Annotated in this window: 25 protein-coding genes; 8 read left to right on the top strand and 17 right to left on the bottom strand. The window is 57.4% G+C overall.

Annotation, left to right across the window (positions count from 1 at the left end):
- Positions 1-33: 33 nt before the first annotated feature.
- Positions 34-2562 (bottom strand): hypothetical protein, encoded by a 2529-nt coding sequence (locus K3725_RS21470; RefSeq protein WP_260018930.1) that lies wholly within the window; start codon positions 2560-2562, stop codon positions 34-36.
- Between the two features lie 248 nt (positions 2563-2810).
- Between K3725_RS21470 and K3725_RS21465 the strand changes: the two genes are divergently transcribed.
- Complete coding sequence (locus tag K3725_RS21465) at positions 2811-3719, top strand: LysR family transcriptional regulator (RefSeq protein WP_260018929.1); 909 nt, start codon at positions 2811-2813, stop codon at positions 3717-3719.
- A gap of 12 nt (positions 3720-3731) precedes the next feature.
- Here the strand turns inward: K3725_RS21465 and K3725_RS21460 are convergent, their stop codons facing one another.
- The 16 genes from K3725_RS21460 to K3725_RS21385 all read right to left on the bottom strand — a co-directional run bounded on the left by K3725_RS21460 (position 3732) and on the right by K3725_RS21385 (position 15457).
- Positions 3732-4511: a hypothetical protein gene (locus K3725_RS21460; protein ID WP_260018928.1), complete on the bottom strand. Its 780-nt coding sequence runs from the start codon at positions 4509-4511 to the stop codon at positions 3732-3734.
- Between the two features lie 150 nt (positions 4512-4661).
- Positions 4662-5450, bottom strand: a complete 789-nt coding sequence (locus K3725_RS21455) for a tetratricopeptide repeat protein (RefSeq protein ID WP_260018927.1) — start codon at positions 5448-5450, stop codon at positions 4662-4664.
- Positions 5451-5506: 56 nt separating this feature from the next.
- On the bottom strand, positions 5507-6535 hold the full coding sequence (locus K3725_RS21450) for an EscU/YscU/HrcU family type III secretion system export apparatus switch protein (RefSeq protein ID WP_260018926.1): 1029 nt from the start codon (positions 6533-6535) through the stop codon (positions 5507-5509).
- On the bottom strand, positions 6532-7323 hold the full coding sequence (locus K3725_RS21445) for an EscT/YscT/HrcT family type III secretion system export apparatus protein (RefSeq protein WP_260018925.1): 792 nt from the start codon (positions 7321-7323) through the stop codon (positions 6532-6534). Before K3725_RS21445 ends, K3725_RS21450 begins: the two co-directional genes overlap by 4 nt.
- 10 nt (positions 7324-7333) lie before the next feature.
- On the bottom strand, positions 7334-7597 hold the full coding sequence (sctS, locus tag K3725_RS21440) for a type III secretion system export apparatus subunit SctS (protein WP_271908272.1): 264 nt from the start codon (positions 7595-7597) through the stop codon (positions 7334-7336).
- An 11-nt stretch (positions 7598-7608) separates the two neighbouring features.
- Complete coding sequence (gene sctR / locus K3725_RS21435; RefSeq protein WP_260018924.1) at positions 7609-8262, bottom strand: type III secretion system export apparatus subunit SctR; 654 nt, start codon at positions 8260-8262, stop codon at positions 7609-7611.
- Positions 8255-9412: a FliM/FliN family flagellar motor switch protein gene (locus K3725_RS21430; protein ID WP_260018923.1), complete on the bottom strand. Its 1158-nt coding sequence runs from the start codon at positions 9410-9412 to the stop codon at positions 8255-8257. The genes sctR and K3725_RS21430 overlap by 8 nt, the downstream gene beginning before the upstream one ends.
- A complete protein-coding gene (locus K3725_RS21425) occupies positions 9409-9894 on the bottom strand; it encodes a YscO family type III secretion system apparatus protein (protein WP_260018922.1) in 486 nt (161 codons plus the stop codon). Before K3725_RS21425 ends, K3725_RS21430 begins: the two co-directional genes overlap by 4 nt.
- The gene (locus tag K3725_RS21420; protein WP_260019055.1) at positions 9887-11203 is read right to left on the bottom strand and encodes a FliI/YscN family ATPase; all 1317 of its coding nucleotides are present in this window, start codon (positions 11201-11203) and stop codon (positions 9887-9889) included. Before K3725_RS21420 ends, K3725_RS21425 begins: the two co-directional genes overlap by 8 nt.
- Positions 11193-11807: an HrpE/YscL family type III secretion apparatus protein gene (locus K3725_RS21415; protein WP_260019054.1), complete on the bottom strand. Its 615-nt coding sequence runs from the start codon at positions 11805-11807 to the stop codon at positions 11193-11195. Before K3725_RS21415 ends, K3725_RS21420 begins: the two co-directional genes overlap by 11 nt.
- Positions 11794-12423 (bottom strand): hypothetical protein, encoded by a 630-nt coding sequence (locus K3725_RS21410; protein ID WP_260019053.1) that lies wholly within the window; start codon positions 12421-12423, stop codon positions 11794-11796. Before K3725_RS21410 ends, K3725_RS21415 begins: the two co-directional genes overlap by 14 nt.
- Positions 12420-13256 (bottom strand): type III secretion system inner membrane ring lipoprotein SctJ, encoded by an 837-nt coding sequence (gene sctJ / locus K3725_RS21405; protein ID WP_260019052.1) that lies wholly within the window; start codon positions 13254-13256, stop codon positions 12420-12422. The genes K3725_RS21410 and sctJ overlap by 4 nt, the downstream gene beginning before the upstream one ends.
- Positions 13225-13626 carry a hypothetical protein gene (locus tag K3725_RS21400; RefSeq protein ID WP_260019051.1) on the bottom strand — a complete coding sequence of 134 codons (402 nt, stop codon included), beginning with the start codon at positions 13624-13626 and terminating at the stop codon, positions 13225-13227. The genes sctJ and K3725_RS21400 overlap by 32 nt, the downstream gene beginning before the upstream one ends.
- Positions 13627-14082, bottom strand: a complete 456-nt coding sequence (locus K3725_RS21395) for a hypothetical protein (protein WP_260019050.1) — start codon at positions 14080-14082, stop codon at positions 13627-13629.
- Positions 14079-15188 (bottom strand): FHA domain-containing protein, encoded by a 1110-nt coding sequence (locus K3725_RS21390; protein ID WP_260019049.1) that lies wholly within the window; start codon positions 15186-15188, stop codon positions 14079-14081. Before K3725_RS21390 ends, K3725_RS21395 begins: the two co-directional genes overlap by 4 nt.
- Positions 15188-15457 (bottom strand): hypothetical protein, encoded by a 270-nt coding sequence (locus K3725_RS21385; RefSeq protein ID WP_260019048.1) that lies wholly within the window; start codon positions 15455-15457, stop codon positions 15188-15190. The genes K3725_RS21390 and K3725_RS21385 overlap by 1 nt, the downstream gene beginning before the upstream one ends.
- Before the next feature lie 911 nt (positions 15458-16368).
- Here K3725_RS21385 and K3725_RS21380 point away from each other — a divergent pair.
- From K3725_RS21380 to K3725_RS21350, 7 genes are all read left to right on the top strand, one after another.
- Positions 16369-17307, top strand: coding sequence for a LysR family transcriptional regulator (locus tag K3725_RS21380; RefSeq protein WP_260019047.1), 939 nt, complete (start codon positions 16369-16371; stop codon positions 17305-17307).
- 6 nt (positions 17308-17313) lie between these two features.
- The gene (locus K3725_RS21375; RefSeq protein ID WP_260019046.1) at positions 17314-17616 is read left to right on the top strand and encodes a hypothetical protein; all 303 of its coding nucleotides are present in this window, start codon (positions 17314-17316) and stop codon (positions 17614-17616) included.
- 182 nt (positions 17617-17798) lie between these two features.
- On the top strand, positions 17799-18428 hold the full coding sequence (locus K3725_RS21370) for a hypothetical protein (RefSeq protein ID WP_260019045.1): 630 nt from the start codon (positions 17799-17801) through the stop codon (positions 18426-18428).
- Positions 18429-18497: 69 nt separating this feature from the next.
- The gene (locus K3725_RS21365) at positions 18498-20129 is read left to right on the top strand and encodes a hypothetical protein (protein ID WP_260019044.1); all 1632 of its coding nucleotides are present in this window, start codon (positions 18498-18500) and stop codon (positions 20127-20129) included.
- Between the two features lie 406 nt (positions 20130-20535).
- Positions 20536-21936, top strand: coding sequence for a class I SAM-dependent methyltransferase (locus K3725_RS21360; RefSeq protein ID WP_260019043.1), 1401 nt, complete (start codon positions 20536-20538; stop codon positions 21934-21936).
- A gap of 236 nt (positions 21937-22172) precedes the next feature.
- A complete protein-coding gene (locus K3725_RS21355; protein WP_260019042.1) occupies positions 22173-24122 on the top strand; it encodes a Hint domain-containing protein in 1950 nt (649 codons plus the stop codon).
- Between the two features lie 140 nt (positions 24123-24262).
- Positions 24263-24994 (top strand): bifunctional 2-polyprenyl-6-hydroxyphenol methylase/3-demethylubiquinol 3-O-methyltransferase UbiG, encoded by a 732-nt coding sequence (locus K3725_RS21350; protein ID WP_260019041.1) that lies wholly within the window; start codon positions 24263-24265, stop codon positions 24992-24994.
- The last annotated feature ends 61 nt before the right edge of the window (positions 24995-25055 follow it).

Below are 25055 nucleotides of genomic sequence, written 5' to 3'. Positions count from 1 at the left end.
GCTGTCAGTCTGATCAAGCCTGAAGTTTCACGGCTAGTCCCGTTTGTTCATCGGCGCAAAGATATCATCCATGTCCTGCTGAGAAAATGCCGCGACCGATTCCGTTGCTTCCGCAGTTCCCGCGGCGGCATCGCCTTCCAAGCCTTCATCTTCCTCGGGAATTGTTTCGAGACCCGGCGGGGTGCTTATTGTGTACCTGTCAGGCACCTCAACGTCAGCCGCGGCCTGCTCCTCTGGTGCGCTTCTGCTGGCAGACCGGCCATAGGCCTCTTCAAATTGCGCTTGGCTGTAACGGATGGCCTTGTCGTCATCGGCGATGCCCAGCTCAAAGGAGCGGGAGAAGGTGATGTCGGCCTTTTCCATGACGCTTGCCAGGAAGGGAATGCCGAACTTGGCGCCCTGACCATAGGTTTTGCTTTCGGTCATCGATACGCTGAAGTCGATGTCGTCGTGAAACTTTTTTGGGTTTGCAAGGATCGTCTTCAGCTTCTTCTTCAGCTCAGCCGCATCTTCGTGGCCGAATTCCTGAATTGTCTCGGTTCTGGCCTTGTCAAATGCCTCCGGTTTTACGGTCATTGTAGCGTTGAACTTCAGGTTCCGCTTGCGGACATCGTAGTCTTCGCCTGTTGCCTCTTTCAGCGTCGATATGGCTTTTGCCATGATTTTGGCGGCACGTTTCTCGCCAAACAGGGATTCCGGCTTGAGGCCGGAACTGCCTTCTGCGGTCCAGCGCTCCTTGCGGGTTGGAATGGTCGAGCGTTTGGCGCTCATCTTCAGGAGCTGAGAGTCCGCCTGCGGCACGGAGACTTTTTTGTCCTTTGGATCGCTTCCGTTCTTATTGCGTGTCAGAGCAGTGCCTTCGCCGGCAAAATTCTGGTGGCGCGTTGTGATGTTGTAGCTGCCGGTCGGCTGTCCGGTTTCCGGTTTTGGGGTTTCGACATCGGGATTTGCCGGCTCAGGGGAAGGCTCGACCCTCGGATCCCAATCCACACCGTCCCTGATCTGGGACAATCCCCATCCAAAGCCAGCGTCGGTTGACGCATCGCCGTTCCAGATCGTGTGCTCGGCTTTGACTTTTTCAGTCTTCACTTCAACCTTAACCTTAGTACCGTCGCCAGCGTGCGAGTCCTGAAGCTTGTAGGTCTTGTCCTTGCCGCCCAACTCCTTGCCGACACTGACCGTAGCGAACCCGCCCATATTGGCCTCGCCCAGCGAATCCGCATAGCCGCCGGGGCCAAACGCGGCCCAGGCTGCAAACTTGTTGGTCGATTTCTTTCCGTGAACAGCGTCGTCTCCTTGGTCCTTGGAAATATCGTGATCCATATAGAGATTGAAGAATTCGGCTGTTCTTTCCAGCGACTGGTCCTTGATGGTGAGGCTGCGCTCCTCCTTGTGGCTGCCGCCAGCATTTGCGGCGGCAAACAGGAAACTGTTGTCGACACTCTCGTCCAATCCGCCGACGGTTCCAAAGTCAGGCGCCACGCTTGCCCGCAAACCTGCGCCGTCAGCCTGGTCGTACTTCAGCTTGATCGAGAAATTGCCGTCGTCCTGCCGTTCAATCTTGAACCCTGTGGTGCGGTCGTGATTGGCATCAAGACCCACTGTCGGCCCAACCGGCAGGGCCACGATAGCGCCAATGGGGATGCGCGGCCCCCATTTCACATTGGTTGCCATATCAATGTTGATCGAGGAGCCCGGCCGGGTGCTGTCCAGGTAGGCGGCAAAGGATTTTTTGAGGTCGTCGCGTGTTTCGGTGTTGAAGACCTTGTTCATGCTGGATTTTGCCAGCCACCGCCCCGGCGAGGCTTTGTTAAGCTGTGAGGCTGGATCGTTGCCGTATTTTCCGGTTTCCCTGTTATTGTCATTCCGCACGGCAAGCGCAGCCAATTTGCCGCCGGTTTTGAATAGCTGGGCCCATTGCTTCCCCTCTTTTATGGCGGCTTTCTTTGCCAGCGTAGCCTCGTTTTGACCCTCGCTCTTGTAGCGTTCTTTTTTAAGTTCACGCTTGCGTACAGATTCGGCGTCCTGATGCACAACCTTTGTATTTGCGCGGACTTTGCCCATGATCAGTGTGGGCTTCATATGCATGAACGCCCGGGCAACTTTGCTTTTACTCTGAAGGTCCCTGAAGGCAGCATTTTCGGAAGCCGCAGGCTTTTGATCCGCCGCCTTGCCGGGAGCAGCTGACCCGCGCTTGACCTGCGCACGTTCCGGGCTTGCCCGTTCAAAGGGAGATGCCGCAGCCTGAGCTGGAGTGCGGTCTGCCTGCTTGCCAAGGAAGGCGCTTGCTCTGCGTTTGGTTGCTGCCCGTGCTTCGCTTCCCCTTCGGAACTGGGAGGCCTCAGTCTCATCTGCGCCGCGAGCAGATGCGTTGGAAGCAGCGGCGAAAACCTGCCGTGCCGGCACTTGGTCTGCTGCTCCGGCTTGTGCCGACTGCGCATTCTGTACGGCATTTGTCGCATTCTGGGACACGCCCTGCCGCTGCCGTGATTGAGGAGCGGTTTCTTGCTGAGACGGTGGCAATTGCGGTTGCACGTTCTGTGGCGATATCCTATCCGGCACGGCAAATCTCCTCTTCAGGCCCGAGCGTTCTGAGTGCCCGGCTCCTTTGTGACTGACTAGACTACTGCAACTTCAGCTTAAGAGTGTGCAGCTAATCGCACCGATTAAGTTATAGATAATAGTTATGCCGTTCAGTGCTGAGTGACGCTGATCAACTTTCGTACCCTTTGCGGGGACAAGCGCAACAGCAATTATCCTTGAGGATAGCGGTTGCCTGACATTCACAAGGTACTTTGAGGTCCGACTGCATGAGCATAACAATCACACCTCATGTCCGCATTTTTGTGGCCGTTGTTGAGTCCGGATCCATCACAGCCGCGGCGGAAAAGCTTGCGCTTGCCAAGTCCAGTGTCAGTCAATCCCTGAAGGACCTTGAAAATTCACTGGGCACGCGCCTCCTGAACCGGACAACACGGCAGCAATCGCTGACCGAAACCGGCGGCATGTACTATCAGGCTTGCCTTAAGATCATGTCGATGGCCAGGGAGGCCGAGGAGGAGATCAGTTCCGCGCTTGATACTCCCGCAGGAGAGCTGACCATCACAGCCCCGTTTGCCACCGTATGTTCCGCCGTGATTCCGGCCTTGAAAAAAATCCGTGCAGATTATCCGGAAGTCATGCCGCGCCTGCTGATTGATGATTCCCGCCTTGACCTGATCAGTAATAAAATCGATGTCGCCATTCGCCTGGGAGAATTGCCAGACAGCAATTACCGTACCCAAACAGTTGGCTACATGCCGGCGTCGCTGTGGGTCAGCCGGGATTATCTGGGGTATTCCGGGTTTAGGCAGGACGGGGTCAGCGATCCCTCTGAAGTTGCCCGTTATCGTTACATTGCGCAGAACTGGCAGGGCAATCCGATCCAGCATTCCTATCGCACTCCGGATGGGAAACAGGCCAAGCTGGTGTTCGAGACCTGCGTTCAATGCAATACGGCGGCTGTAGCCCGCGGCCTGGTCAAAGACGGGTTCGGAATGGCGCTATTGCCGGATATTCTGATGGAGGAATTCGTCGAAACGGGCGAGGTGGTCAAAGCACTGCCGCAACTCGAGCAGCCGCCGACACGCATCTCCGCGATTCATCCCTACGGAGACAAGGCACCCCTGTCTGTCCGCCGTTTCATTGACACGTTTCGGGCTGAACTGAAGGCTGAATAACCGGTGCGTTCTTCATTTTTTTGCAGTCTTCAGCCGGGCTAACGCGAATTCGGCTTCGGCAATCGCCAGCTGTCCCTTTGCAAGAGCCTTGTGATGCCGGGCATCTTCAAGCCGGAGGCCTTGCTCGACCAGCGCCGAAGCCTTGTTTGATTTCTCGCGGCTGATTATGCCGCTGATCGTTTTCTGGCGCTGTTCCTCGCGTTTGATGGTGCCTTCCATGGCCTTTTTCTGCAGGCTCAGCTGCCCCTTCAAGGCATTGGTCACCGCGCCTAAGTTCTTTTCCAACGACTTGATTTCTTTTGCGTTTGGTCCCGGATTGCGCTTCAGCTGTGCCAGCCGCGCCTTTTTCAGTTTCAGCTCCTCAATTACCGGCTTGTTTAGTTCCTTGAAGTTCTTTGTGAAATCTTCGAACTTCTGCTTGGCCTGCCTCGCGGCGGCTTGGCTTTGCTTCTCGTCTGCCCGCAACTGGGTGATGTTCTTGTCAAAGCTGTTTTCCGTGCGCTGCAGGCGGTTCTTTTGCTCTGCAACCCGGTCTCGGGCTTGCGTCAGGACGGATTTTGCGGACTTCACCTCCTGTTTCGCCATTTTCTGTTCTGGTGAAAGGGTCTCTTTCTTGAAAACCTTCGCCGCTTCCGAGAACAGGCTCGTGAGACTGGATTTCGGTTTTGGCTGCGGAGCGACTCCTGGAGAAGACGGCGGCGCAGGCTGTTTCTTCTGCTGTTTCTTTGTCTGCAAGGGTCCTGTCTGCTGAAGGTCAGCACCGGCAATTTTGGGAGAAAAAGAAATTTTCATCGCGGCCTCCTGCCTCTTGAGCAGAAGCCGGGTTGCGGCTGAAGTCAAAATAGGAAAATCCTATCTCGCTGTATCGCGGCGCACCGATGCTGGCCCTTCGATGGCCTGGTCTTGCTTCAGCTCGGCAACAGTTTGGCAGCTGGCGCGATGTCACCTGGCGAGGACGAGGGCCCGGGACAAAAGGCGAAAATTCTCATTGGCCTGCGCAGTCGACAGATCCACGGACGCCGTGCGCTGAGCTTGTTGGTGCTCACCTGACAGATATTGCGTGATGGCCAGATTTTGCCGGATGGTTGCATTGTCCGGATTGGACTGGGTCAGAGCAGCGAACAGGGGCTTGGACAGGCTCGGCGAACCGTTCAGTGTCATGGAAAGGGCAAAATTATTAAGCGTTTTCGTGTGGCCGGGCTCCACCAGAAGGATCTCCCGGTAGATCGCCTGAGCCTTGCTGTGCTGGCGCTGCAGATCATAGGCAACGGCCAGCCCGTTCTTGGCGTCGATATTGGACGGGTTTTTCTGCAGCGCCGACTGGAACGCCTGTTCCGCATCGCGGGGTTTGTTCTGGGCCAGTCCAACACGGCCCAGCCCGATGTGCCCTTCCTCGCGGGCACCCAGCGCTATAGCTTTCCGGTAGCTGGTCTCAGCTTTCAGGAAGGCATTGATACGGAAGTAGGAATCGCCCAGTTCAAGAAAGGCTTTGTGGGATTGGCTGTTGCGCTCTGCGACCCGGTCATAGATGCCGTAGCCCTGGCTGTATTCACCGTTTCTGACAAATTGCTCGGCCACATTGATTTGCGACGACACGCTGGTGAAATTGCTGTTCGGAGTCGCACAAGCGGCGAGACCCAGCGCTGCCGCCAGCACGGCCATTCCAAAGCGCGAGGCTGCCTTGCAGCGTCCGGCCCGGGCAAGGGTTTGTGTAGATGCAACCTTATCCATGGCACACCGCTTTCCTCAATCGATACGGAACTGTTTTGATTCCCGCACTGATCCCTTCAGGATGCATTGCGGGCCTGCTCCATTTTTATGACCTTATGTATACCCGCGGCCGACTTTGCAGGCAAATATGAACCGGGCGCAGCCATTTTGTGGAGTTCTTTTGCAACACCCGGAAGGTTGTAAAGACCAACACCATAACTCTGGCTGCGCCGGAGGGCCTTTCCGATGCTTCCTCCGCGCGCCTTGGCAACCATGAATGGCGGCGTTTGGGAATCCGGGTAATAGATTATGGCGACCATATACTGCTCTCCATAGATGACGTGGGTGGCTTCCTTGAGGCTGGGCAAATTCGCTTCCCGCATAGCAATCGACTTGCGCTCGCCCTTGACCTGCGGATCGCCTTCCTGCCCCTTGAACTCATTTTTCACATCATCCTTTGACATCATGTTCTGCTTTCGGAACAAGGCGTTTTGAACCTTGTAGTCGGCAGCGGCAAGCAGCAGCAGCACGACAAGAATGACTGCAAGAAGAGTTTTCAGATATCCAATGAAGAGCGGGGCCAGGCAATAGACGCCGCAATGGCTGGCGTTGATGACATCCGTGAAGTTGTTCCGGATCGTGATGTACAACAGGATAGACAGGATTATGAAGTACGTCAGGATCCGTCCAAAGTTGTAGAGGGTGTTCTTTGAAAACAATGACTTGAGGCCGTTAACAGGGTTCAGCTTCTCAAATTTCGGCTTCATCGCCTTGGGGGCGAAGTTGAACCTGTTCAGAAACAGCCCGAACAGCAGGGTGAATGCAAATGCGGCCCCCAGAAAGACAAAGAAGACCACTGCCAGCTCCTTGATGCTGATCAGCACAAGGCCCAGGCCCTCGTCAAACCCGGTCTGAACAGAGTTGATCACGTTGCTGAGTACAGCCTGCAAGGAGGCCGAAATCCGGCCGGCCAGCCCCGCCAGCAGCAAGACGGAAACCGTCAGGAAGACAGCCTCGATCACGTTCTTTCGCTGTGGCAGCTGGCCTTCCTTGCGGGCATCGTCCAGCTTTTTCTGCGTTGGCTCTTCTGTCTTTTCTCCGCTCACGGCACCAGAACCTTTGACATCATGGCCAGCGCTTCGCCGAAGGTCATCATGATCTTCGGATAGATTATCTCGAGGTAGAAGAAGAGCAGGATCAGCATGATCGCGGATTTTACCGGCATGCCGAAAGTCAGGGCATTCAGGCTCTGGGCGCTGCGGGCGAGGAAGGCGATCACAACGTCGGCAATAACCATGAAGCCGGAAATCGGCATGGCGACCGCCAGGGCAGTAACAAACAGAATGCCCGCGAATTGGATCAGGAGCGCGGAAGAATTGGCCGATACGTCGGGGAAGGGGGCGGTTGGCGGCCAGATGCGGGTGCTTTCAAACAGCATTGTCAGGACCATCAGCAGTCCGCCGCTGGAAAAGAAATAGGCGCTGAAGGTCTGCGCCAGCAAAATGGCGGTGGGTGTTGTCTGGGCCGCAAAAATAACATCGTAGTCCTGTGCCTGCGTGCTTCCGCGCTGCGTGTCCAGAACCACGCCTGCAAACTCCAGACCGCGCACCGGCAGCCAGGTCAGCACGCCCAGAAGAAATCCCAGAACAAATTCCTTCAGCACCAGGACATGCAGATTCCGTCCCAATTCCGGTGTGCTGTGCAGCTGCATGACAACCGGCGGTGCGCATATGAAGGCTGCGGCCAGAATGAAGCCCAGACGAACGGAGCGTCCCATCGCCCGCTTGCTGAAGAAGGGGGAGACAGCGAAAAATGCGGTGAATCTGGCCATCACCAGCAGCGTGCCGGAAATGGCGAAGTCGATGAGACCCGTATCAAAGGGTTCGAATTCCATTCCCGCGCGCCTATTGCCCGCCGATCCGGTCAAGCGTCTGCTCCAGCAGCTTAAGCAGTTCATAGGACATCCAGCTGCCGGTAAAGAAGAACATTGCAACCACCGCCGCGAGCTTGGCCGCGAAGGCAAGGGTTTGCTCCTGCAGCTGAATCAGGGTCTGGAGCAGGGCAATGATCAGGCCAACCACCGTTGCGGCGATGATGATTGGCATGGACAGGTAAAAGACCATCAGAACAGCGTTCTTTGCGGTCAGCATGACTTCATTCGGGGACATGAATGCTCCTGTCAGACATAGCTCAGGATCAGCCCGTGCAGCAGCCGGGCCCATCCGTCCGCGGCAACAAACAGCAAAATCTTGATCGGCAGGGACACCAGCATCGGAGGAACCATCATTGCGCCCATTGCCAGCAGGATGTTGGAGACGATCATGTCCACGACCACAAAGGGCAGAAACAGCAGAAAGGCAATTTCAAAGGCCCGTGTGATTTCCGAGGTGACATGAGCAGGCAGCAGCAGAAAGATGTTGTCGGGTTTGATGTAGCCATGCATCGTTTCCGGCCAGATCGCCCGCGCCGCATCCATGAAGAATTCCAGCTCGCGTTCATTGGAAAACCGGGTCAGATAGCCGGACATATTGGTGGTCATCACATCAAAGACCCGGAGTGCGCTGTCCCAGTCCGTCAAACCCAGGTTTTGCTGTTGCAGCTCCCGCAGAATGGCATCGCCCACCGGCACCATGATGAATGCGGTCAGGGTGAGCGCAATGGAGTTGATGACCATCCCGGATGGTGCCTGCTGAACCCCCAGCGCATTGCGCAGCAGCATGAGAACAATGGAAATCTTGGTAAAAGCCGTGCCCATCACAACCAGGAACGGCAGGAATGTCAGTCCCATAATTGCAATTGCCGTGGGGATGATGGCTGGCAGATCCTCACTCATCTGCGGCAATGCTCTTCGGATGCCATTTAGCGATCTGCAACCCGATGCTGTCACCGATCTGAACCAGTTGCCCGGTGCCAACCGGGGTGCCGTTTGCCTCGATGGTGAGCGCGGTGTTCAGATCGAATTCCAGTTCCATCACCGACCCGCCTGCAAGGCGGCTGAAGTCTGCCAGTGTCAAGGTCTTTGAGGCCAGTTTGAAATCCAGCCGCACTGGCAGGTCTTCCAGCGGAAATCCCTGTGCGGGAGGCTGCATGCCATCCTGTTCTGCGTCCTGAAGCGTGCTTTCAGCCTCTAGCCAGTCCGCACCACCGTCCTCTGAATACCCGTCTGCTTCCGCGTCGTACTCGGACAGCTCCGACGGAAAATAATCTTGTTCCTGCATGCTGTTTCCCCAATTGCCTTGGCCTTGAAACGTGGCAACGCCATCGTTCCCCAGTGTTCCGTCCCAATATCTGTCCGGGCCAAGCCGGGCCTGAATTGGAATGCCCTCTGCGCCTGACGGAAGCAGAAGAATGTCGCCCTGCGACAAGATCCGGAAATCACCGAGCGCAACCATCCTTGGCGCGGTCTGGACACCGAATTGAAATCCCGGGTCGGCCAGACTGACGCGCGAGTCCGCGATCTGATTTGCAAGGGCTGTCACGGTATCGGCCTGCACGGACCAGGTACGGATGGCAAAGGCATATCCTGCGCCGTCCAGAAAGACCGTGCCGCCGATGGCACCGGCAAGGTCCTGCGGTCCGAGACGCATCAGGCCCTGTTCTGCCCAGGCGGCTTCGATTTCTTGAGTCAGGCCGATGGTCTCGAGCACTTGCGACAGTGCATACATGGCCAGCCAGTCTGTACGGACAGCGGCCGCGGGCTCCTGCTCCCAGCCTGGCAGGCAGAGATCGCAGACGCGGCTGACCAGTTCGGGGGCAACAAAGAGGTCGAAACTTCCAAAGCCGGTTTCGGCGGATATCCCTATCAGCTGGTCCGGAAGCGCCTCCATCCCCTGAAAGACAATGCCTATGGAATAGGGCACAGCTTCGGTGTCCGATCCGAAAACCCGAAACTGGCCGTCAAAAAACCATTGCCGTCCTGCAAGCAAATTGCACAGTGCGGCCGCATCCGGGGCGATTTTCGGGAACCCGGCAAACTTGTTCATCTCGAGGCCCTTGCCCGTCCAAAGCGGATTTCGACAAAGGCGTCGATTTCGGCATCTTCGGCGTGGGCGAGGGCTGCCTTGTGCTCTTCTTTCAGAATGTTCAGAATTTCAGTGCTCTTGTTCAAAGACGCCTGCGCCGCCCGTTTGTCCAGGCTTGCCTGCCGCTGCGCGGCTTCTGCCTCCTGCAGCTCCTCTTCGGCCCGCCGGACGTCTTCCATCAGCGCGACGGCCTTTTCCTCTGCCGCTTTCAGGGTCTGTTCAATTGCGGTGAGATCGGTGATCGCCACACGGGTATTGAGCACTTCATTCAGCAAGTCGATTTCAAGTGTCATGATTTCCTTGCGGTAATCTTCCACCGCAGCGCGGGCGTCCTCGACGGCCTTCACTGCCGCAACCCGCACGCGCTTGGCGGCCTGTTCAGCACTGCGGAACCGGTCCAGCTTGCGGTTCCGGACCGCAACGAGGGAGGCAAATTCACGCATGGCCGAGCATCTCGAACAGCTGCGACAGGGTGTCGTCGTATGCGGAAAACTCACTGGTCCGCTGCCTGAGAAAACCGTCAATTAGAGGCTTGTAGTGTATTGCCGCGTCGGCTTCGGGATCCGAGCCTTCGATGTACTCGCCGATCCGGACGAGCAGCTCTATCTCCTGGTATTTTGCAAGCAGACCCCGCATCTTACCGATCACCGCCTGGTGGTCTTCGCTGGTGATGGCTCCCAAAACCCGGCTGGCGCTGCTGAGCACGTCAATCGCCGGATAATGGCCGGAGGCCGCCAATTTGCGCGACAGCACAATATGCCCGTCCAGCAGCGAGCGCACCTCGTCTGCTACTGGCTCGTTCATGTCGTCGCCCTCGACAAGCACCGTATAAAGTGCGGTAATCGAGCCGTGTTCGTTCTTGCCCGTGCGTTCCAGCAGCGAGGGCAGGCGTTCAAAGACCGAGGGGGGGAACCCGCGGCGCGTTGGCGGCTCACCGGCGGATAGGCCGATCTGCCGCTGCGCCCGGGCGAATCGGGTCAGGCTGTCCATCAGCAACAGCACTCGTTCCCCGCGGTCGCGGTGGTACTCGGCAATGGCCGTTGCGCTGTAGGCAGCCTTGACCTGTTCGATGGCCGGGCTGTCTGACGTGGCGACAATCACGATGGATTTTGCCATGCCTTCCGGACCCAGCTGGTGTTCGACGAATTCCCGGACTTCGCGGCCGCGCTCGCCGATCAGGGCAATTACGCAGCGGTCGCATTCTGCAAATTTGACCAGCATGGACATAAGGGTGGACTTGCCGCCGCCCGCGGCGGCAAAAATGCCAACCCGCTGCCCGTCGCCGCAGGTCAGAACCCCGTCCAATGCCCGTACGCCGAGCGAAAACGGCCGGTCAATGACCGGGCGGCTCATCGGGTCGGGGGGAGGGCGCATGCCGGGGTAGAACTGTTCTGTCTCGATCACGGGGCCGCCGTCAATCGGCTTGCCCAGGCCGTTCACGACCCGGCCTGTCATCGCTTCGCCCACGGGAACCAGAAACTCGGGCATGACCGGCCGGATGGTAGAGTTATAGGACATGCCATTGGAGAAGCCGTAGGGGGTTAGCAGCGCCTCGGGCCCGTCAAAGCCAACCACCTCGGCCAGGATTGGGGCCTGGCTGGCGCGGGTGATGGAGCAAATTTCGCCGATGCTGTAGTTGCCGGTGGCCCGGACCACCGCACCCGAAACGTTCTGCACCCGCCCGTATTTCTTGAAGATTGCCGGGCCAGTGCTGTCCAGGCCATCCTTGCGGCCATTCGGATCAGACTGCATCTGTGCCACCCCGTTCCGCGGTTTTCACAAATGCGGTGATCAGCTGTTCGACCATGACTGGCACGCTGGCGTTGATGACCTCTGTATCGGTATAGATCATGCAGTCGTCTGCTGACATGGACTGATCGAATTCAGCACTGATTTGCACCTGGCTGCCAAAGCGGTCGCGAAAGGCCTGCACTGCATGAGCAAACGCGCTGGCGTGGTTCGGATGCACCCGTGCAACGAGGGCGGTTTCGGATCTGAGTTCAGCCAGGACCGAAGCAAATGTCGCTTCCAGAAGATCCGCCTTGGGCATGCCGCCAAGCACCTGGCGCAGGCTGCGGGTAACCAGCTCTTCAACCCTGCCGGCCAGATCTTGCCGGGCGGCATCCAGGCGCCCGCTGGCCTCGGCAAACAGCTGCAGGCCAGCCTCGTAGCCTGATAGCAGCGCCTTGGCCTCCGTTTCCTTGCCCAATTCGGTGATCCTGAGCTGCTCCTGTTCCGCCCAAACCCTGGCCGCGGCGACACAGGCATCGGCTTCATTGACCGCGGCGAGCAGATCCCCGCGGATGATCCCGTTGGCCGGCATAGGAGCCTGGCCTGGCAGCTCAATCCTGCGCATGCTGCGCCTCCCCGGAAGACCAAATCGGCACCGCAAGGCGCATGTAAGCCTCAAAAGCCTGCCTGTCGGGATCTTCGGCCGGAAAAACCTTCTCGCCGGCAAAGGTTCCGGCTGGAAACCGCAGCATCAGGCGCTGGCGGCAAGCCTTGGGAAGAACCCCGATCAGATGAGTGAGAACATGCCCGGCGTAAAGCTCAAGCATGTCAATCGAGAGGCTGGAAAGGACGGGAAAGGCTGTGAAGGCCGGCAGATTCCTTTTGCGCAGGACATCCAGAACACGGGCATCCCCGCACCATTCGATCACTGTATTGAGCCGTTGGCTCTGTGTAGTTGAAATCACGGCTGAAAAGTTAATCAGCACCGACTGAATCCGCGCCAGACGCAGCAATTCGTCCCGACTGCTGAAGACTATGCTTTCATACATGCTAGCTGTATCGCCAGGCAGCTGCGGCAGTGGCAGCAAGCTGTCGCGCAGGAAGTCATCAATAGAGAGCCGCAGCATCGGAGTCTGCCACAGAGATACAGCCAGCGCCGGATTGTTCAGCCCAGTCATGGCTTGAAACTGATCGGGCACCACATACTCCGAAGGGCGTGCTGACATCTTGGCAAAACTCAAGGTGCCGGCCTCCCGCTGCCGCGGCCTTGCAGCCATTTGAAGATTCCAAAGGAGCCTGCAAGGCCAATTACCGCCAGCAACGCTGCAGCACCCGCCAGGAACCTGGCAGTTTGCAGGCTGCTCTGATGCACAAGCAGACCGGCAAAGCTGACCATTTGACCCGTTTCGACTTTGGGCGGCGGAACCGGAGACAACACCACGCCGACCCGTTCGTAATCAATGTTTTCAATGCTGAAGGAGACCAGCTGCTTGATCTGCGGGATCAGGTTTTCGGTTATGTAGTCTTCGCCGATGACCACCAGAACGGATGCACTTGGCGGCGGCGGGTCTTCAAACGGTTTGGTATTGCGGGGGTTTGCTATGTGCACCTCCGCAGAAACCACGCCAGGCAGCGAGGAGATCGACTTGGACAGCTCCTGGCTCAGGGCAAAATTGAAGCGGGCCCACTCTTGCATCGGACTGGCGACAAGCCCGTCGGTACTGAAAACTTCACCCATGTTGACGAACTTGCGGCGCGGCAGGCCATATGCGTTCAGCAATTCAACCGCTGCACCGAATTGGGATTTCTCAACAAACAGCGTGACGCTGCCATCCTGTTTTTCCTTAGACGCGACAAGGCCGTGGGCCAGCAGCTTGGACAGCATCTCGTTTGCTTCGCGCTCTTCCAGGTTGCTGTTCAGTTCCACCTGACAGCCCGCCAGAAAGACGGCGGCTGCGAACACTGCCAGCTTGCACCAGCAACGGAGATTGCCAAGCGAGTCCCGGATCATGACGCGCGACCTGTCGGAGCCCACAGGTTCATCATTGCGCAGACAGGATTTGCTGGATGCCATTTGTCGTTTTGCTGATTGCCTTGATGGCAAACTCGATCTTTATCTTGTCAGCGTTTGATTTCACCTTGTCGCGGATGTAGTCCGTGTTGCTGTTGTGCATCTCGATGATCTTCTTTTTAACAGCTTCCATCAGCGCGCGGGTTTCGGGATCAGTGAACTGGTCATCCCACTTCTTGAACTGATCCTGAACATGCTGGGGAAGTTTGAGTATCGCGCTGCCGGGCTCCAGAGATTTTTCAATGTCGCCGGAGATGTGCCGCTCATACTCCTTCAGCGTCTCGCTGAAGTTCTTGGCAATTCCGGGTACGCCGGCTTCCTCCTGGGCAGGCGGCGATGGCGCCGCCGTTGCGTTGCTGGTGGCTGAGATCATTTACGCATCCTCCGACTGGGGTATTTCGTCTGAAGCTTCGATGGTTTCGTAAAGCTCATCGGCGCATTCGGCGATCACGGTGGAAACCGCGGCAATTGCTGACGGCGATGTGACAAGTTCTTCTGCCAGATAAGCCTGGCCAAGCTCATGAGCCTGCTCAATGCTGCCAGCCTGTTGCAGCAGATAGAGATGGAAGGCGACGGCCTCGTCGCGATTGTTCTCTGTCTGAAAGGCACCGGACGTTTCCAGAAAAAGCCGGGCCTCTTCTGTCTGACCTATGGAATGCAGGTACATGGCTTCCAGCACAAATGCGCCGGCGTTGGCGGGGCGTTCTTCCTGGATGAGCTTCAAAAGCGGTTGGGCCAAATCGCCATACCCGGTCTTGATCGCTGTTGCGGCGATGTTCCCCAGCACAAACATGTCGTCTGCATTGAATTCAGGTCCGGCGGTATTCATTGCAGCTCCACTTTCTGCCGGGAGCCGCTGATCTCGATAACAATTGACTTCTGATGCACATGTATGAGCTTAGCGTCCTTCCCGATCGTTTCGCCCGGGCGGACTGTTTTTCCGTCTTCCAGCAGCACATAAGGGAAGTCACCTGCCCAGGTTCCGGCGATTTTGCTTTCGACCATCGCGGCGGTCTCCTGCAGGCGGCTATCGAAGACGACACTTTTCAGGCCCGGGACATCTGCAAGTAGGCTTGTCCGCAGCATCTGCGCCTTGGGGGCGTCTGCTGTCATCCGGGATACGCTGACCACACCCTCAGCGACGGTTTCGATTGTTGCCCCCAGGGCCAAGCTTTCAACCACGACTTCCGCAGCCTCAGCCAACCGGTCGTCCGCAAAAAAGCGCGGCGAAAAATGCGGGGCCAAGCCGGACAGGGAGGCCTCTATCCGCTCTTGCTCCGCCCTGTCCGGGACTCGCAGGACTCCCGTCCAGGCATCGCCTGATCGGGCAAGGCCAGTTACCTGCAGGCCAAGCGCTTCAAGCCCGGCAAGAATTTCCTGCCGGTCTGGGATGGTAGTTTGCGCAGCAAGGATTGGGTCCAGGGCCTTTGCATGGCTAGCGGTTTCAGACGCTTCCCTTGATCCTATTCCGGGCAGCTCAGTTTCAACTGCGCCAACCTGAGTCAGCAAGAGAACGCCGGCCATCAGGCCAATTGCAACGCTTCCAGCCAGCTTGATCCGCCAGCCCTGTGCCGGCTTTCCGGCCGGTTCCGGTTGCGGCAGGGAAGCTGTTGGGGAGCTCAGCATTTCGCCCTGCATCTTGATCTGCGTTCCGCCAATCGTCAGACTGTCGCCCCAGCCCCATTGCAGCACGGATCCCGGCGCGGCTGGACGGCCTGCAGGTTCGCCGCTGCTTTGAAAATGACCGCTGGAGTCCGGCGACATTTCCACTTCCACGCCATGAGGGGACACCTTGATCAGAAAATGCAGCGGGTCGATTTGCTCTTCCAGGAGCACAATATCGGAACTGATGCTTGAGCCGACGGCATGCACGCCTTCGCCGAGGCTGACAAAGCGATCCTCCAGCTCTTCAGAGATGATTTTGATGATCAGCATTAGCTTGGCTCACCGCTCTCCGGACCTGTGCTGCCCAGCAGGTCGAGCAGCGCCACGGATTGGTCGATTACTTTGATTGCCCGGATATATTTGGCCGGATCGGCTCCGGCTGATGAAGTTTGCGACATGTTCCTCAACAGCATTTTCCGGCGAAGCTGAAGGTACGTCTTCACTGCAGGCAGCCCGCCCAGCATCCCGTCGTGGAGGATACTGTCGAAGCTTACACCAGCTTCGCTGAATGATTTAAACGAGCCGCTGGCAACAGGCATACCAAATACCCCCGATTCAATCTTTGATAACCTTACGCTCAGGTTATGACGTAATCTGTTTTTGCTATTTCTGATGCGCTGCGGCTTTGTTGATGCTGGGCAGGGGGCTGAAAATGGTCAGTATGCATTACCCTATTTCCAAATTTTATGACCCATTCACATATCTTATTTGCATTTTCCTTTTGCCTGCAGCTAAAGAAGAGCTGCCTGAAAAAGCGGCCAGAATGGGTTGCAATCGATCGAACGTGCAACTAGTAAGAGCTCCAAGGGGACCTTGGGTTTTTAACATACCTTGAAATCTCGATTATGCGATCGGATGGCTTTTGCAATTTTAGGGTTATAACTTGCAGTCGAACTATTCATTTAGTTCTGGGCAAGTTTCCGCGCCAGTTTTTGGGAGCGAATGCATTCCAAAATTCTTGATGCAATTTCCTGAATCGGGTGACTGCAAAGAAAAATCCTCTCATGAGGATACGCTCCAGTCTGCACCCGTGCAACTGCTTCCTGTCTTTCAAGTGGTTTGAGACCTCAACTTAACTATCTGAAAGTATGAGCTGAACCGTAGAATTTGGCGGAGGGGGCATTGAAGTGTGCCGTCTGAAACTCAAAGCCACACATAGTTCCGTATGATTGGGGTTAATTTTTCAAGGCAGGCGTAATGAATGAAGAAGTTCACTGTTTTGTTACCTCACCATCTCACTTATACTCGCCCTTGATTGTAAGGGTATGTATTGCTCGTTCGAGACTGGCGAACATACAATCCGAGGCAAAACACTTAAGTTTCTATCAAAATTGTGCCCTTGTATTTTCTGCAAAGGCAAATAGTGATTCCAGCTATCCGTTGGTCATTAACCGCTCAACTGATCTGTTAGCGCGCATGCCTTTTCCGTTTTGGGTGAGGGTGAGATTATATGGAAATCAGTCTTAGGAAGATGAAGGTTTTTATGGCCATTGTGGAGGCTGGCAGTTTTACCAAGGGTGCGGCGGCAGTAAAAATTTCACAGCCGGCGGCCGCAGCCATCGTCGATGAAATAGAAGGCATCTCAAAGCACCAGTTGTTTCTGAGATCCGGCAAAGTCCGAACCGCCAAACTGACCCGGGAGGGAGAGGAGGTCTTCAAGGTGTTCTCGCGTGTGGTCAGCTCCTATGAGCTGGAGATCGGCAAGATCACCCGTCTGCATAAGTCGCTGCGGAAGTCTTCGCTGATCCAAGATGCGTACTCTTCCAGCATTGATGTAAGCCGACTGACCGGAATTATGCGCCGCTACCAGGAGAGCAATATCGAGATTGGAACCCGCAGCCGCCAGGAAGTCATAGACTCGGTTGCCAAACGGGAGGCGATCCTAGGTGTGATTGATGATGCTCCCGACAACTCGAACGTTGATTTCAAGCAGATTGGTGTGGTGGCCATTTCCCTGGCCGTGCCGTCAGGGCTGAACATCCTGAGCGACAGCCAGCGAGCGTTGCCTTGGCGGAACGTACCCGACAGCGCGGCGATTTTTTCGGGTGTCAGTCCCAAACTGCTGTCGCAAATTCAGGCCAACCTGTCCGTCGCCGGCCTGGACACAGGCAATATGATTACCATCAACAACAAAGAATTTGCACGCAGCTTCCTGAGTGATCTGAGGCGGCCGGTTGTGATTCCTTCTACGATGACAGAGGAAATCGAGGCACTTGGCTTAGGCCGCGTGCTAACCTTCTCGCATTCCCCAGTTTCGGCTCCGCTGGGGATCATCGCTCCCAAGGGCTATATCAATGCGATGAAGATCTCCAACCGCGAGTTGCAGAGCATCTTGAAGTCAGGCCAACCTGGCGGCCAGGAGGACGATCTGGTGCAGCGTGTCGGATAATCCGCTATGCCGCAGGATAACATGACTGGAAAGGGCGGCAGCTGGCAGGAGGGAAGCCAAGAGCGCTTGCCTAAGCACATGCAGCTGATTTCAAACGTTTTTCAATTCTCGCACGCGGAAATCTCCGATGTCATCAGGCGCCTGAACACAGGGGAGAGCTTGGGTGCAGCGATTGCCGAGGCTGCCCGGTTCGTTGCCGACTCGGATCTGCCGGATGAGGATAAGGATCTTCTGCTCCAGCTGCTGCACGAAGAAGAACAGGTTCTGCAGTTCTCTCGCACTGCGCGCAATTCTGTTGTGGAAATCTGAAGTTCTGCCTCGCGGATAGGATCCGCCTCAAAGCCAGGGCATTCTGTGAAGTGTCTGGCTACGTGCTGGATCCATTGGCGCTCTGGTTGGGGATGGCTGAGCTGCAACGAGAAATGCCCTGCCGGTTGCCGGCAGGGCGGGGTCATTTTCAAACGCAGGAAGTTAACGTTGAGCTCTGATCGATGGCGGCGTCAGTTGAACTGCATATCTCCGAAGTTTGGACCCTGGCCGCTGCCCATGCCGTGCGCCATTGCGCCGGCCTGAGGCCCGCCGCAGCCGCCCATGCCCTGTCCCTGGCTTTGGCCGCCGCAACCCTGCCCGCCTTGACCGCCGCCGCCGGCCTGGGCGCCGCCGCACTGCTGTCCGGCGCCCTGTGCACCGTTCTGGTTCATGGCAGTAAGCAGTTGCTGGAGCTGCTTGTCTTGCTCCTCATCCTTCTTCTTGAGCTCATCCATCTGTTTGGTGAAATCTTCGCCCTGGGCTTTCAGATCATCCTTGGCGCCACCGACCTGGCCGCCAATCTGGTCTGCGGCCTGATTCTGTTGCATCATGTTCATGAGCGACATCATCATTTGCATTATCATACCGGTTCTCCTAATAAATTCGTTTGTTTGCAGGCGGATGAACTAACGGCAGTACATTGTGGCTGCAAAAGGGGCCGCCTTACAATTGCCATGATTCACCACGGCGGCCGGATAACCTCATCAGAATTTGCTATATTCCCGCGTGCACGCACTGAGCGCGGCTTCAGAGGAAGCGGCATTGTGCGTCGGCGCCACTGCCTTCGCAGCCTCTTTGGCTGCGGCAGATAGGAAATTCAAATGTCAGGATAACCCCAGCTTTTGCTAGGAGCAGGAAACGAGAGCCGGACGGCTCCAGGGATGCAACAGACAGAGGCGGGCGGGATGCGGATTCCGGTACCAGCTAATAGACCGGTTCAGCAGCCAATTAATGGCGCAGCGGCGGACAATGCGCAGTGGCGGCCTGAAGCCAAGGCCGCCCGCTCTGCCGCGGCCAAGGCTGACAAAACCACCGCCGACGGGCCGCGGGGCGCTGCCTCCAAGGCGGTATGGAAGGAGGCGGGGGCCACCGCGGCTGCGGGAAAATACGGATCTTTGCCGCGTGACGCGGAAATCTCCCGTATTTCGTTCTTTGATGCCAGCGGCAGAAGCCATAAGGCGGATGTGAAACCCACCGGCCAGCGCCATCTGGGACGTGAAAGCATCTATGCGGAAATCGGCCTGAACGGCCAGCCCACCGGTCGCACTTTCACACGGGACGGGGAAACGGACGAATTCATCCTGTTGCATGCGGAGCGCAACAAACCGGCAAGAGCCGGGCCGGCAGCTGCCCGGTCCGGTGACAAAACGCCGGCACCAGCGGACCGGAACCCGCAGGCCACGTCCGCTGGCGCCCGTCCTAGGGCCGCACATGCTGCGGCGGACGGAGGCCGGGAGAGCGAGAGATTTCTGCAAGGTCTCATGGCGGAAGTGAAAAGGAACCCGGCGCTCCTGGGCGCAAGGGGGTTTACGTCACGGGCAGTTGCCGACAGGCAGGGTGTGAAATTTTCGCAGCTGCCGGATGCTGCGAAATTTCGCGTCATGGCCGAACTCATGAAGGGAGCCAGCACGGAGATTCCAAGGAAAACGTCTCACAAAATCGCCGAGCAGCTGACCGCACGCGATCCGCAGCTCGGCCGCTTTCTGAACAGCACTTACACTGTCAAGGGCAAGGAGTTTCAATACCGCTCCAAGCTGACGGATGAGAAAACGCCCACAGACAAACTCAGCGTGCTGGAACGGGTCTGCAAAAGCCGCATGAACAAAGTGCTGAGTTTTGCCGAGTGCACCGGTGCTGCCATGTATGCGGCCGGCTATATTGCGCGGCCGATCAACGAGGCGCTTCGTGCCGGAGATAAATCCCATCCCGCACAGGATCTGGCCAAGGTGGTTCGCGGCGCGGCGCATAAGCTCCATCATTCCAGAGCCGCGGCCGCCAACCAGCTGAGGTTTTCAGACATGTCGCCCTATAACGGGGCCTACCGGTACATTCAGCCACCTGCCGCAGCTAACGGGCAGCCGCAGAATTCCAGGGAGTTTGTTCTGGAAAAAATCGGCAAACCCGGGGACATCATCACCGATCCCTCGATCGTGAGTACCTCCATGTCGTTCACTGCAGCCAGCCACCGGCTGATAACTGGTGTTGCTGGAGGGACGCCAAAGGTCTGTGTTCTGTACAATCAGCCGCAAACCATCATACCGCTGGTGGACAAGATGGAGCCGGAATCAAGTTATGAGAACCGTACGGGCATTGAGCCCAACGGATTGGGGCATTGCACGGCTTATGCCGAGGCGATCATCGCTCCGGGTAGCCATTTCCGGGTTGCAGATGTGTCCTATGATGCAAGGCAGAAGTTCACGACGGTCATCCTGGAGCAAATTCCCGCAAGCGTGCCCGAAGCTGAAGATGACCGGGCGCTGGTAAGCCGCCTTGTCGACTATGACTTAGGGTGACCCGTAGGTCCAGGCCGGGCAGGCTTCGGGACCGTAACACGGGCACCGGCCTGTTCCGGCAGGCAAAGGTATCGGGAAAGCCGAATTGCCCATAGGCAGCCGTTATCGAACAGTGGCTCAGAGAGCGCACAGCCCTGAGTGCTTCTTCCTTTTGCTGCCTTGATGTGCAGGCCACGCTTTCCTGGCTCAGGCCCGGCGTTTTTTCATGCGCTCAGGCGTGCTGATCGGGCGGGCGGCGGTGCTGGAACGCCATGCAGGCAGATATGCCTGCTGCGGCACGGATGTCATTCAAGAGGGAAGTGCTTAAGCCGCGCGTCAGAATGGAGTTAAACACATGGCATCTGCTGGTCCGGTCACGAATAACCACGGATATTACACGGAGTCTGCTTATACCAAGAGCATTCACATGAAGTTTGATCCCCGTCGGCTGGCCGCGGTGGCGCGGGCAGGCGGGAGTGCTGCGCCGGACCCGATGGAGCCGTTCACCTATGCCGACTTCGGGTGCGGGTACGGGCTGACGGTTATCATGCTTGCGCAAGCTTTGCCGCATGGCCAGTTCTTTGGAATTGATCTGATGCCGGAGCACATGGAGGCCGCACAGGCCTATGCCCGCCAGCTGGGGGTCAAAAATGTCACCTTCATTGCCTCTGCCTTTGAAGAGATTCAGGCGCACGCTTTGCCGCCGCTGGATTTTGCCGTGGCGCATGGCATTCTCAGCTGGGTGGCGCCGGAAGTGCGCCGCTCGTTGCGGCGCATCGTTTCCAGCAGCCTGAAGCCGCAAGGCCTGTTCGCCGCAAGCTATAACCTGGGGTCCTCCGAACGCCTGAGCATCCCGCAAGTCCGCAGCTTGATGGTGGAGGCCATCGCGCGAGGCGTGCCTGAAGATACAGCATTGCAGCAAGGCGTGGAAATGATGCAGTACGCCCATGGCGGTGCGGCAGGCCAATTCCTGGGCGCTGGTGAGAGCGACCAGCTCGCCTATCTGCGGCACGAATACCTTAGCCAGAACTGGAGCTGTTTTTCGCACCTGCAGGTGGCCTCGGAAATGGCGGAAGACGGGCTGATGTTCCGCGGCCCGTATCTGTCCGATGCCTGCCTTGTTCCGGTAGGCGAACGGGCGTTGCCCATTGCTGATCCGCTGTACTGGGAGGACGTTAACGCGCTGCGTGAGAAGAACACCTTTGCCTTGTCGCTGTTTTCTCGAATGGACGCAGGAGAGTCCGGTCCGCAGCCAGCAAAACAGATGCCGTCGGGGTATCTGACACTGCTCCCCAGTGTAGCAAATTTGCTCGTTGGAGAAGGGTTCCATACAGTATTTGACGCGATGGGGAAATCTTCTGCACCGCATCCGGGCATTCCTCTTACGGCGATTGGCCGCCGTGCAGCAGATGCCTATTCGCAGAATGCGCTGGCCCGTATGCTGCACAACAGCAGCTTCGTGGCGTTTTCGAACAGACCTTTCCAGCCGTCTGCAGGTGATGGCCAGAGAGCCTTTGTTCTCTCGGATGAGGTGCGGGAACAGATTGCGCGCCATGAAAGCATCCTGCCGATGAACCGGACCCTGATTTGCCCGGGTACCCAGACAGTGGTTTCTCCGCTGCACGACCTGCCATGGCTGGTGCTGACCCATTGTTCTGACCTGCCGGTTGACCATTACGCCGAGGTGCTGCTTCAGCTGCCGGGTATCCGCACCATGCTGGCTTATCCGACCTACACATCCAGAGACGGACTTTCTTCGCTGCTCCATGCCTGGCACTCCCGCTGGGCGCCTTGGCTGGCTGCGCAGGGTGTACTGGCCTTCAAATAAGCTGACGCAAAGGAGCGGGGGTGCGGGAAAGGCTGAGGACTCTGTGTCCTCCAGCCTGGCCTGCGTCAAGTCTGCTCAACATGCGTGCGCTTTGCAGTCGCGCGCTGCTCAACAGAGAATAGCCTGATATGATCCGGACTTTCTGAGGGTGACCTGAGGGAAGGAACTGGGATCGTTAAGCCCACATAAATTCTTGAACCGCCAAATGCGTAGCGCAAGCAAAACGGAGGTGCGTTATGCCGGTTGGCTATCTGGTCGTACTTGGAGATGGCATTCTGGATGCGGGGGACAGCATCACGGTATCGCAGGCCAGTTTTTCGTCGGCCGGGACAATTGGAGCCGGTGAGTGGACGTGGTCCGGCATCATGGAGGATGACGGGCTTTACTACGAAAACATAACAGATACAGGCACCTATCACCTCGCCGAGGATGGCAATGTTTATTTCGTTCCGGACTTGTGGGATATCACCAGCGGCACCGCGGTTGCGGAGACCATCCCGGCAAATACCGTCAAGGGAACTTCGGGTGATGACAGCATTGATGGCGATGGTTCCGGCCAGGCGGTGTTTGGCGGGGACGGGTCCGATACCCTGGCAGGTTCCGGCGGCGACACGCTTATGGGCGGTGCTGGCAATGACCAGCTCAGCGCAAGTGGCGGCGCCTCGCCGCCGCCGGGTGCCACTTTTGTGGGCGATGGCGATACCGGCTCGGGCGGCTATGGACAGGATGATTTCGAGTGGGCGCCGGGCTCGGGCGGCACCAGCACCATAAACCTTGGCGGCAGCCCTGGCACAACCGGCAGCGACGACGTATCCGACACGATCACCGTGTCCAGCACCAGCGACGGAGCGCATCTAACCGCCCTGAAATTCGATGCGGGTATTGACCAAGTTTTACTTTCCGAGACTCCAGCGTCGATCGTCAGCACCTATGCAACCTCTGGCGTCTCCGATTTCACCGTGACCTATGCGAACGGGAACACGCAGACATTCCGGTTCTACAATGATGGCGGTTCAGGCATCTCCGATCCGGCGCAATTCTTCGCCACATTGCCGTCCTCAGGCTCAGAAACATTGGACGGTGGCGAGGGCGATGACACCTTGACCGGCGGGACGGGCGGCGATCTCCTGCTGGGCGGGGCCGGCGCGGATAGTATCATTGCAGGGGGCGGTTCGGACACCATCAACGGCGGGACCGGGGATGATATAATCGATGTCGCAGGCGACTCCGACCGTGACTATCTGGTCGTCGATGTGGATGGCGGCAACGACACGATCTACGGGTTCGACCTCAGTGACAAAGGCGACGGCACCACGGTTGACCAGTTTGACATCTCAGAGCTGACAACCCCTGGCGGGGCACCAGTGCGGGTTTGGGACATCACGGTGACCGACAGCAACGGTGACGGCACAGGCAACGCCATACTGTCATTTCCTGGCGGTGAAACGGTCACATTGGACGGGATACAGGCATCTCAGGTGGACGAGGGGCCGGAATTGATGGCGATGGGGTTCGTTTGCTTTGCGGAAGGCACACGGCTTGCGGCGCCGGGCGGCAGCCGCCCGGTTGAGGAGATCGCGCCAGGAGATTTTGTCACCACAGTCGGGAATGGCATACAACAGGTGCACTGGGTTGCATCCTCGGCCTTTGGCGACGGGACGGAAACGCTTCCGCAAAATCTGGTTCCGGTACGGATCAAACCGGGGAGCCTTGGAAATAAGCGTGCATTGCTGGTTTCCCAGCAGCACTGCATTCTGATGCAATGCCGCAAGAGCGGCGAGACTTTTTTTGCACGGGCCAAGCATCTTGCTGAAGAGACAAATCTCGCATCCTTTGCCAGAGGCCATAAAAAGATAAGGTATTTCCACCTGTTGACCCGGCAGCACGAGGTGCTGATTTCCAACGGGATTCCGTCGGAGAGCTTTTATCCTGGACCTTTTGCGACAGGCATATTGAGTCCGCAGGACAGGCATCGCCTCAAGGTCTGCGTTCCGGGCCTTGAAGATACGCCGCCAGAAAACTGCTATGGGCCACCAGCGCGTCCGGTTCTGACACGCAAGCAGCTGGCAGAGCGCTTTCAGGCTGGCGGCCTTGCGGCGCCGCGGATTCCAAGGTTTTTTGGCGGATTTCCGGCGTTTCTGCGCCCCGCGCGGTTGTGGAGCTGGCCGCCGGAGGTGGCGGCCTAGGATCAATGCGCCGGGTCTGCGTCCTGCCTGCAGGCTCCTTTAGCCCGGTTGTCATAGCCAAAAGCGATAAGCTCATCAGCACCATGTCCGCTAAACGGGTAGTCAAATCGGAGAGCGGGTTTTAGATGTCAGACGGAAACGTGAAATTTTACGACGCATGTGCCGGATATTATGATGTACTGCATGGCAGCCGGGATGAGGAGTTCCAGTTTTACCGGAGTTTTTTGCCGCCTGCGCTGAACGTTCTGGAAATTGCCTGCGGGTCGGGAACACTCTCGCGGGTGCTGGCGGAAAGCGCTGCTTCTGTCACCGGCATTGATGCCTCGGAGCCGATGCTTGACCTGGCTCGGAAACGGCTGCCGGAGGGGTGTTTTGTGCAGGCGGACATGAGGGCCTTTGATCTGGGGAAGTGCTTTGACGTTGTGGTCTGCCCGTTCAACTCCCTGATGCACTTGACACCAAGCGATGTCATCTCCGCTCTTTCCGCATTTGCAGCCCATTGTGCGGACGATGGGCGGGTTGTCATTGACGTTGCCAATGTTGACGACAGTTTCCTTGCGCCTTCTTCTCCGGAAACCGTCATCAGAACCTTCTTGGATGAGATGTCTGGCCGCAGTATGCGTGCCTGGGAGCGTTCGGAGTACGAACAGGAAAGCAGAACCCTGTCTGTACGCTGGAGAATCGAAGACATACAGAGCGGAGAAACCACAGCGGCTTCAAGTTATACGCAGCAAATTTTCACGGCCGGCGAACTGGACGGTCTGATCGCAGAAGCAGGACTGCATGTTTTGCAGAGGTTCGGCACCTATGATCTCAAGCCATTTGCTGCCGGCTGGCCGAGGCATTTGATTGCCGCGGCACCGTGTTCATAGTCAGGTTAGCGGCTGATCAGTGGACTGAAAGGCCGGTGATGGCAGAAGCGTTGCCGCCCAG

The sequence above is a fragment of the Leisingera sp. S132 genome (assembly GCF_025144465.1).
Classification (GTDB): Bacteria; Pseudomonadota; Alphaproteobacteria; order Rhodobacterales; family Rhodobacteraceae; genus Leisingera.
This window is presented reverse-complemented; position numbering and strand designations above follow the sequence as displayed.

Excerpts from the sequence above, each read along its gene's own strand:
- K3725_RS21465 (WP_260018929.1), top strand. The coding sequence starts at position 2,811 with ATGAGCATAACAATCACACCTCATGTCCGCATTTTTGTGGCCGTTGTT.
- K3725_RS21460 (WP_260018928.1), bottom strand. The coding sequence starts at position 4,511 with ATGAAAATTTCTTTTTCTCCCAAAATTGCCGGTGCTGACCTTCAGCAG.
- K3725_RS21455 (WP_260018927.1), bottom strand. The coding sequence starts at position 5,450 with ATGGATAAGGTTGCATCTACACAAACCCTTGCCCGGGCCGGACGCTGC.
- K3725_RS21445 (WP_260018925.1), bottom strand. The coding sequence starts at position 7,323 with ATGGAATTCGAACCCTTTGATACGGGTCTCATCGACTTCGCCATTTCC.
- sctS (WP_271908272.1), bottom strand. The coding sequence starts at position 7,597 with ATGTCCCCGAATGAAGTCATGCTGACCGCAAAGAACGCTGTTCTGATG.
- sctR (WP_260018924.1), bottom strand. The coding sequence starts at position 8,262 with ATGAGTGAGGATCTGCCAGCCATCATCCCCACGGCAATTGCAATTATG.
- K3725_RS21430 (WP_260018923.1), bottom strand. The coding sequence starts at position 9,412 with ATGAACAAGTTTGCCGGGTTCCCGAAAATCGCCCCGGATGCGGCCGCA.
- K3725_RS21425 (WP_260018922.1), bottom strand. The coding sequence starts at position 9,894 with ATGCGTGAATTTGCCTCCCTCGTTGCGGTCCGGAACCGCAAGCTGGAC.
- K3725_RS21420 (WP_260019055.1), bottom strand. The coding sequence starts at position 11,203 with ATGCAGTCTGATCCGAATGGCCGCAAGGATGGCCTGGACAGCACTGGC.
- K3725_RS21415 (WP_260019054.1), bottom strand. The coding sequence starts at position 11,807 with ATGCGCAGGATTGAGCTGCCAGGCCAGGCTCCTATGCCGGCCAACGGG.
- sctJ (WP_260019052.1), bottom strand. The coding sequence starts at position 13,256 with ATGGCATCCAGCAAATCCTGTCTGCGCAATGATGAACCTGTGGGCTCC.
- K3725_RS21400 (WP_260019051.1), bottom strand. The coding sequence starts at position 13,626 with ATGATCTCAGCCACCAGCAACGCAACGGCGGCGCCATCGCCGCCTGCC.
- K3725_RS21395 (WP_260019050.1), bottom strand. The coding sequence starts at position 14,082 with ATGAATACCGCCGGACCTGAATTCAATGCAGACGACATGTTTGTGCTG.
- K3725_RS21390 (WP_260019049.1), bottom strand. The coding sequence starts at position 15,188 with ATGCTGATCATCAAAATCATCTCTGAAGAGCTGGAGGATCGCTTTGTC.
- K3725_RS21385 (WP_260019048.1), bottom strand. The coding sequence starts at position 15,457 with ATGCCTGTTGCCAGCGGCTCGTTTAAATCATTCAGCGAAGCTGGTGTA.
- K3725_RS21380 (WP_260019047.1), top strand. The coding sequence starts at position 16,369 with ATGGAAATCAGTCTTAGGAAGATGAAGGTTTTTATGGCCATTGTGGAG.
- K3725_RS21375 (WP_260019046.1), top strand. The coding sequence starts at position 17,314 with ATGCCGCAGGATAACATGACTGGAAAGGGCGGCAGCTGGCAGGAGGGA.
- K3725_RS21370 (WP_260019045.1), top strand. The coding sequence starts at position 17,799 with ATGGCGGCGTCAGTTGAACTGCATATCTCCGAAGTTTGGACCCTGGCC.
- K3725_RS21365 (WP_260019044.1), top strand. The coding sequence starts at position 18,498 with ATGCAACAGACAGAGGCGGGCGGGATGCGGATTCCGGTACCAGCTAAT.
- K3725_RS21360 (WP_260019043.1), top strand. The coding sequence starts at position 20,536 with ATGAAGTTTGATCCCCGTCGGCTGGCCGCGGTGGCGCGGGCAGGCGGG.
- K3725_RS21355 (WP_260019042.1), top strand. The coding sequence starts at position 22,173 with ATGCCGGTTGGCTATCTGGTCGTACTTGGAGATGGCATTCTGGATGCG.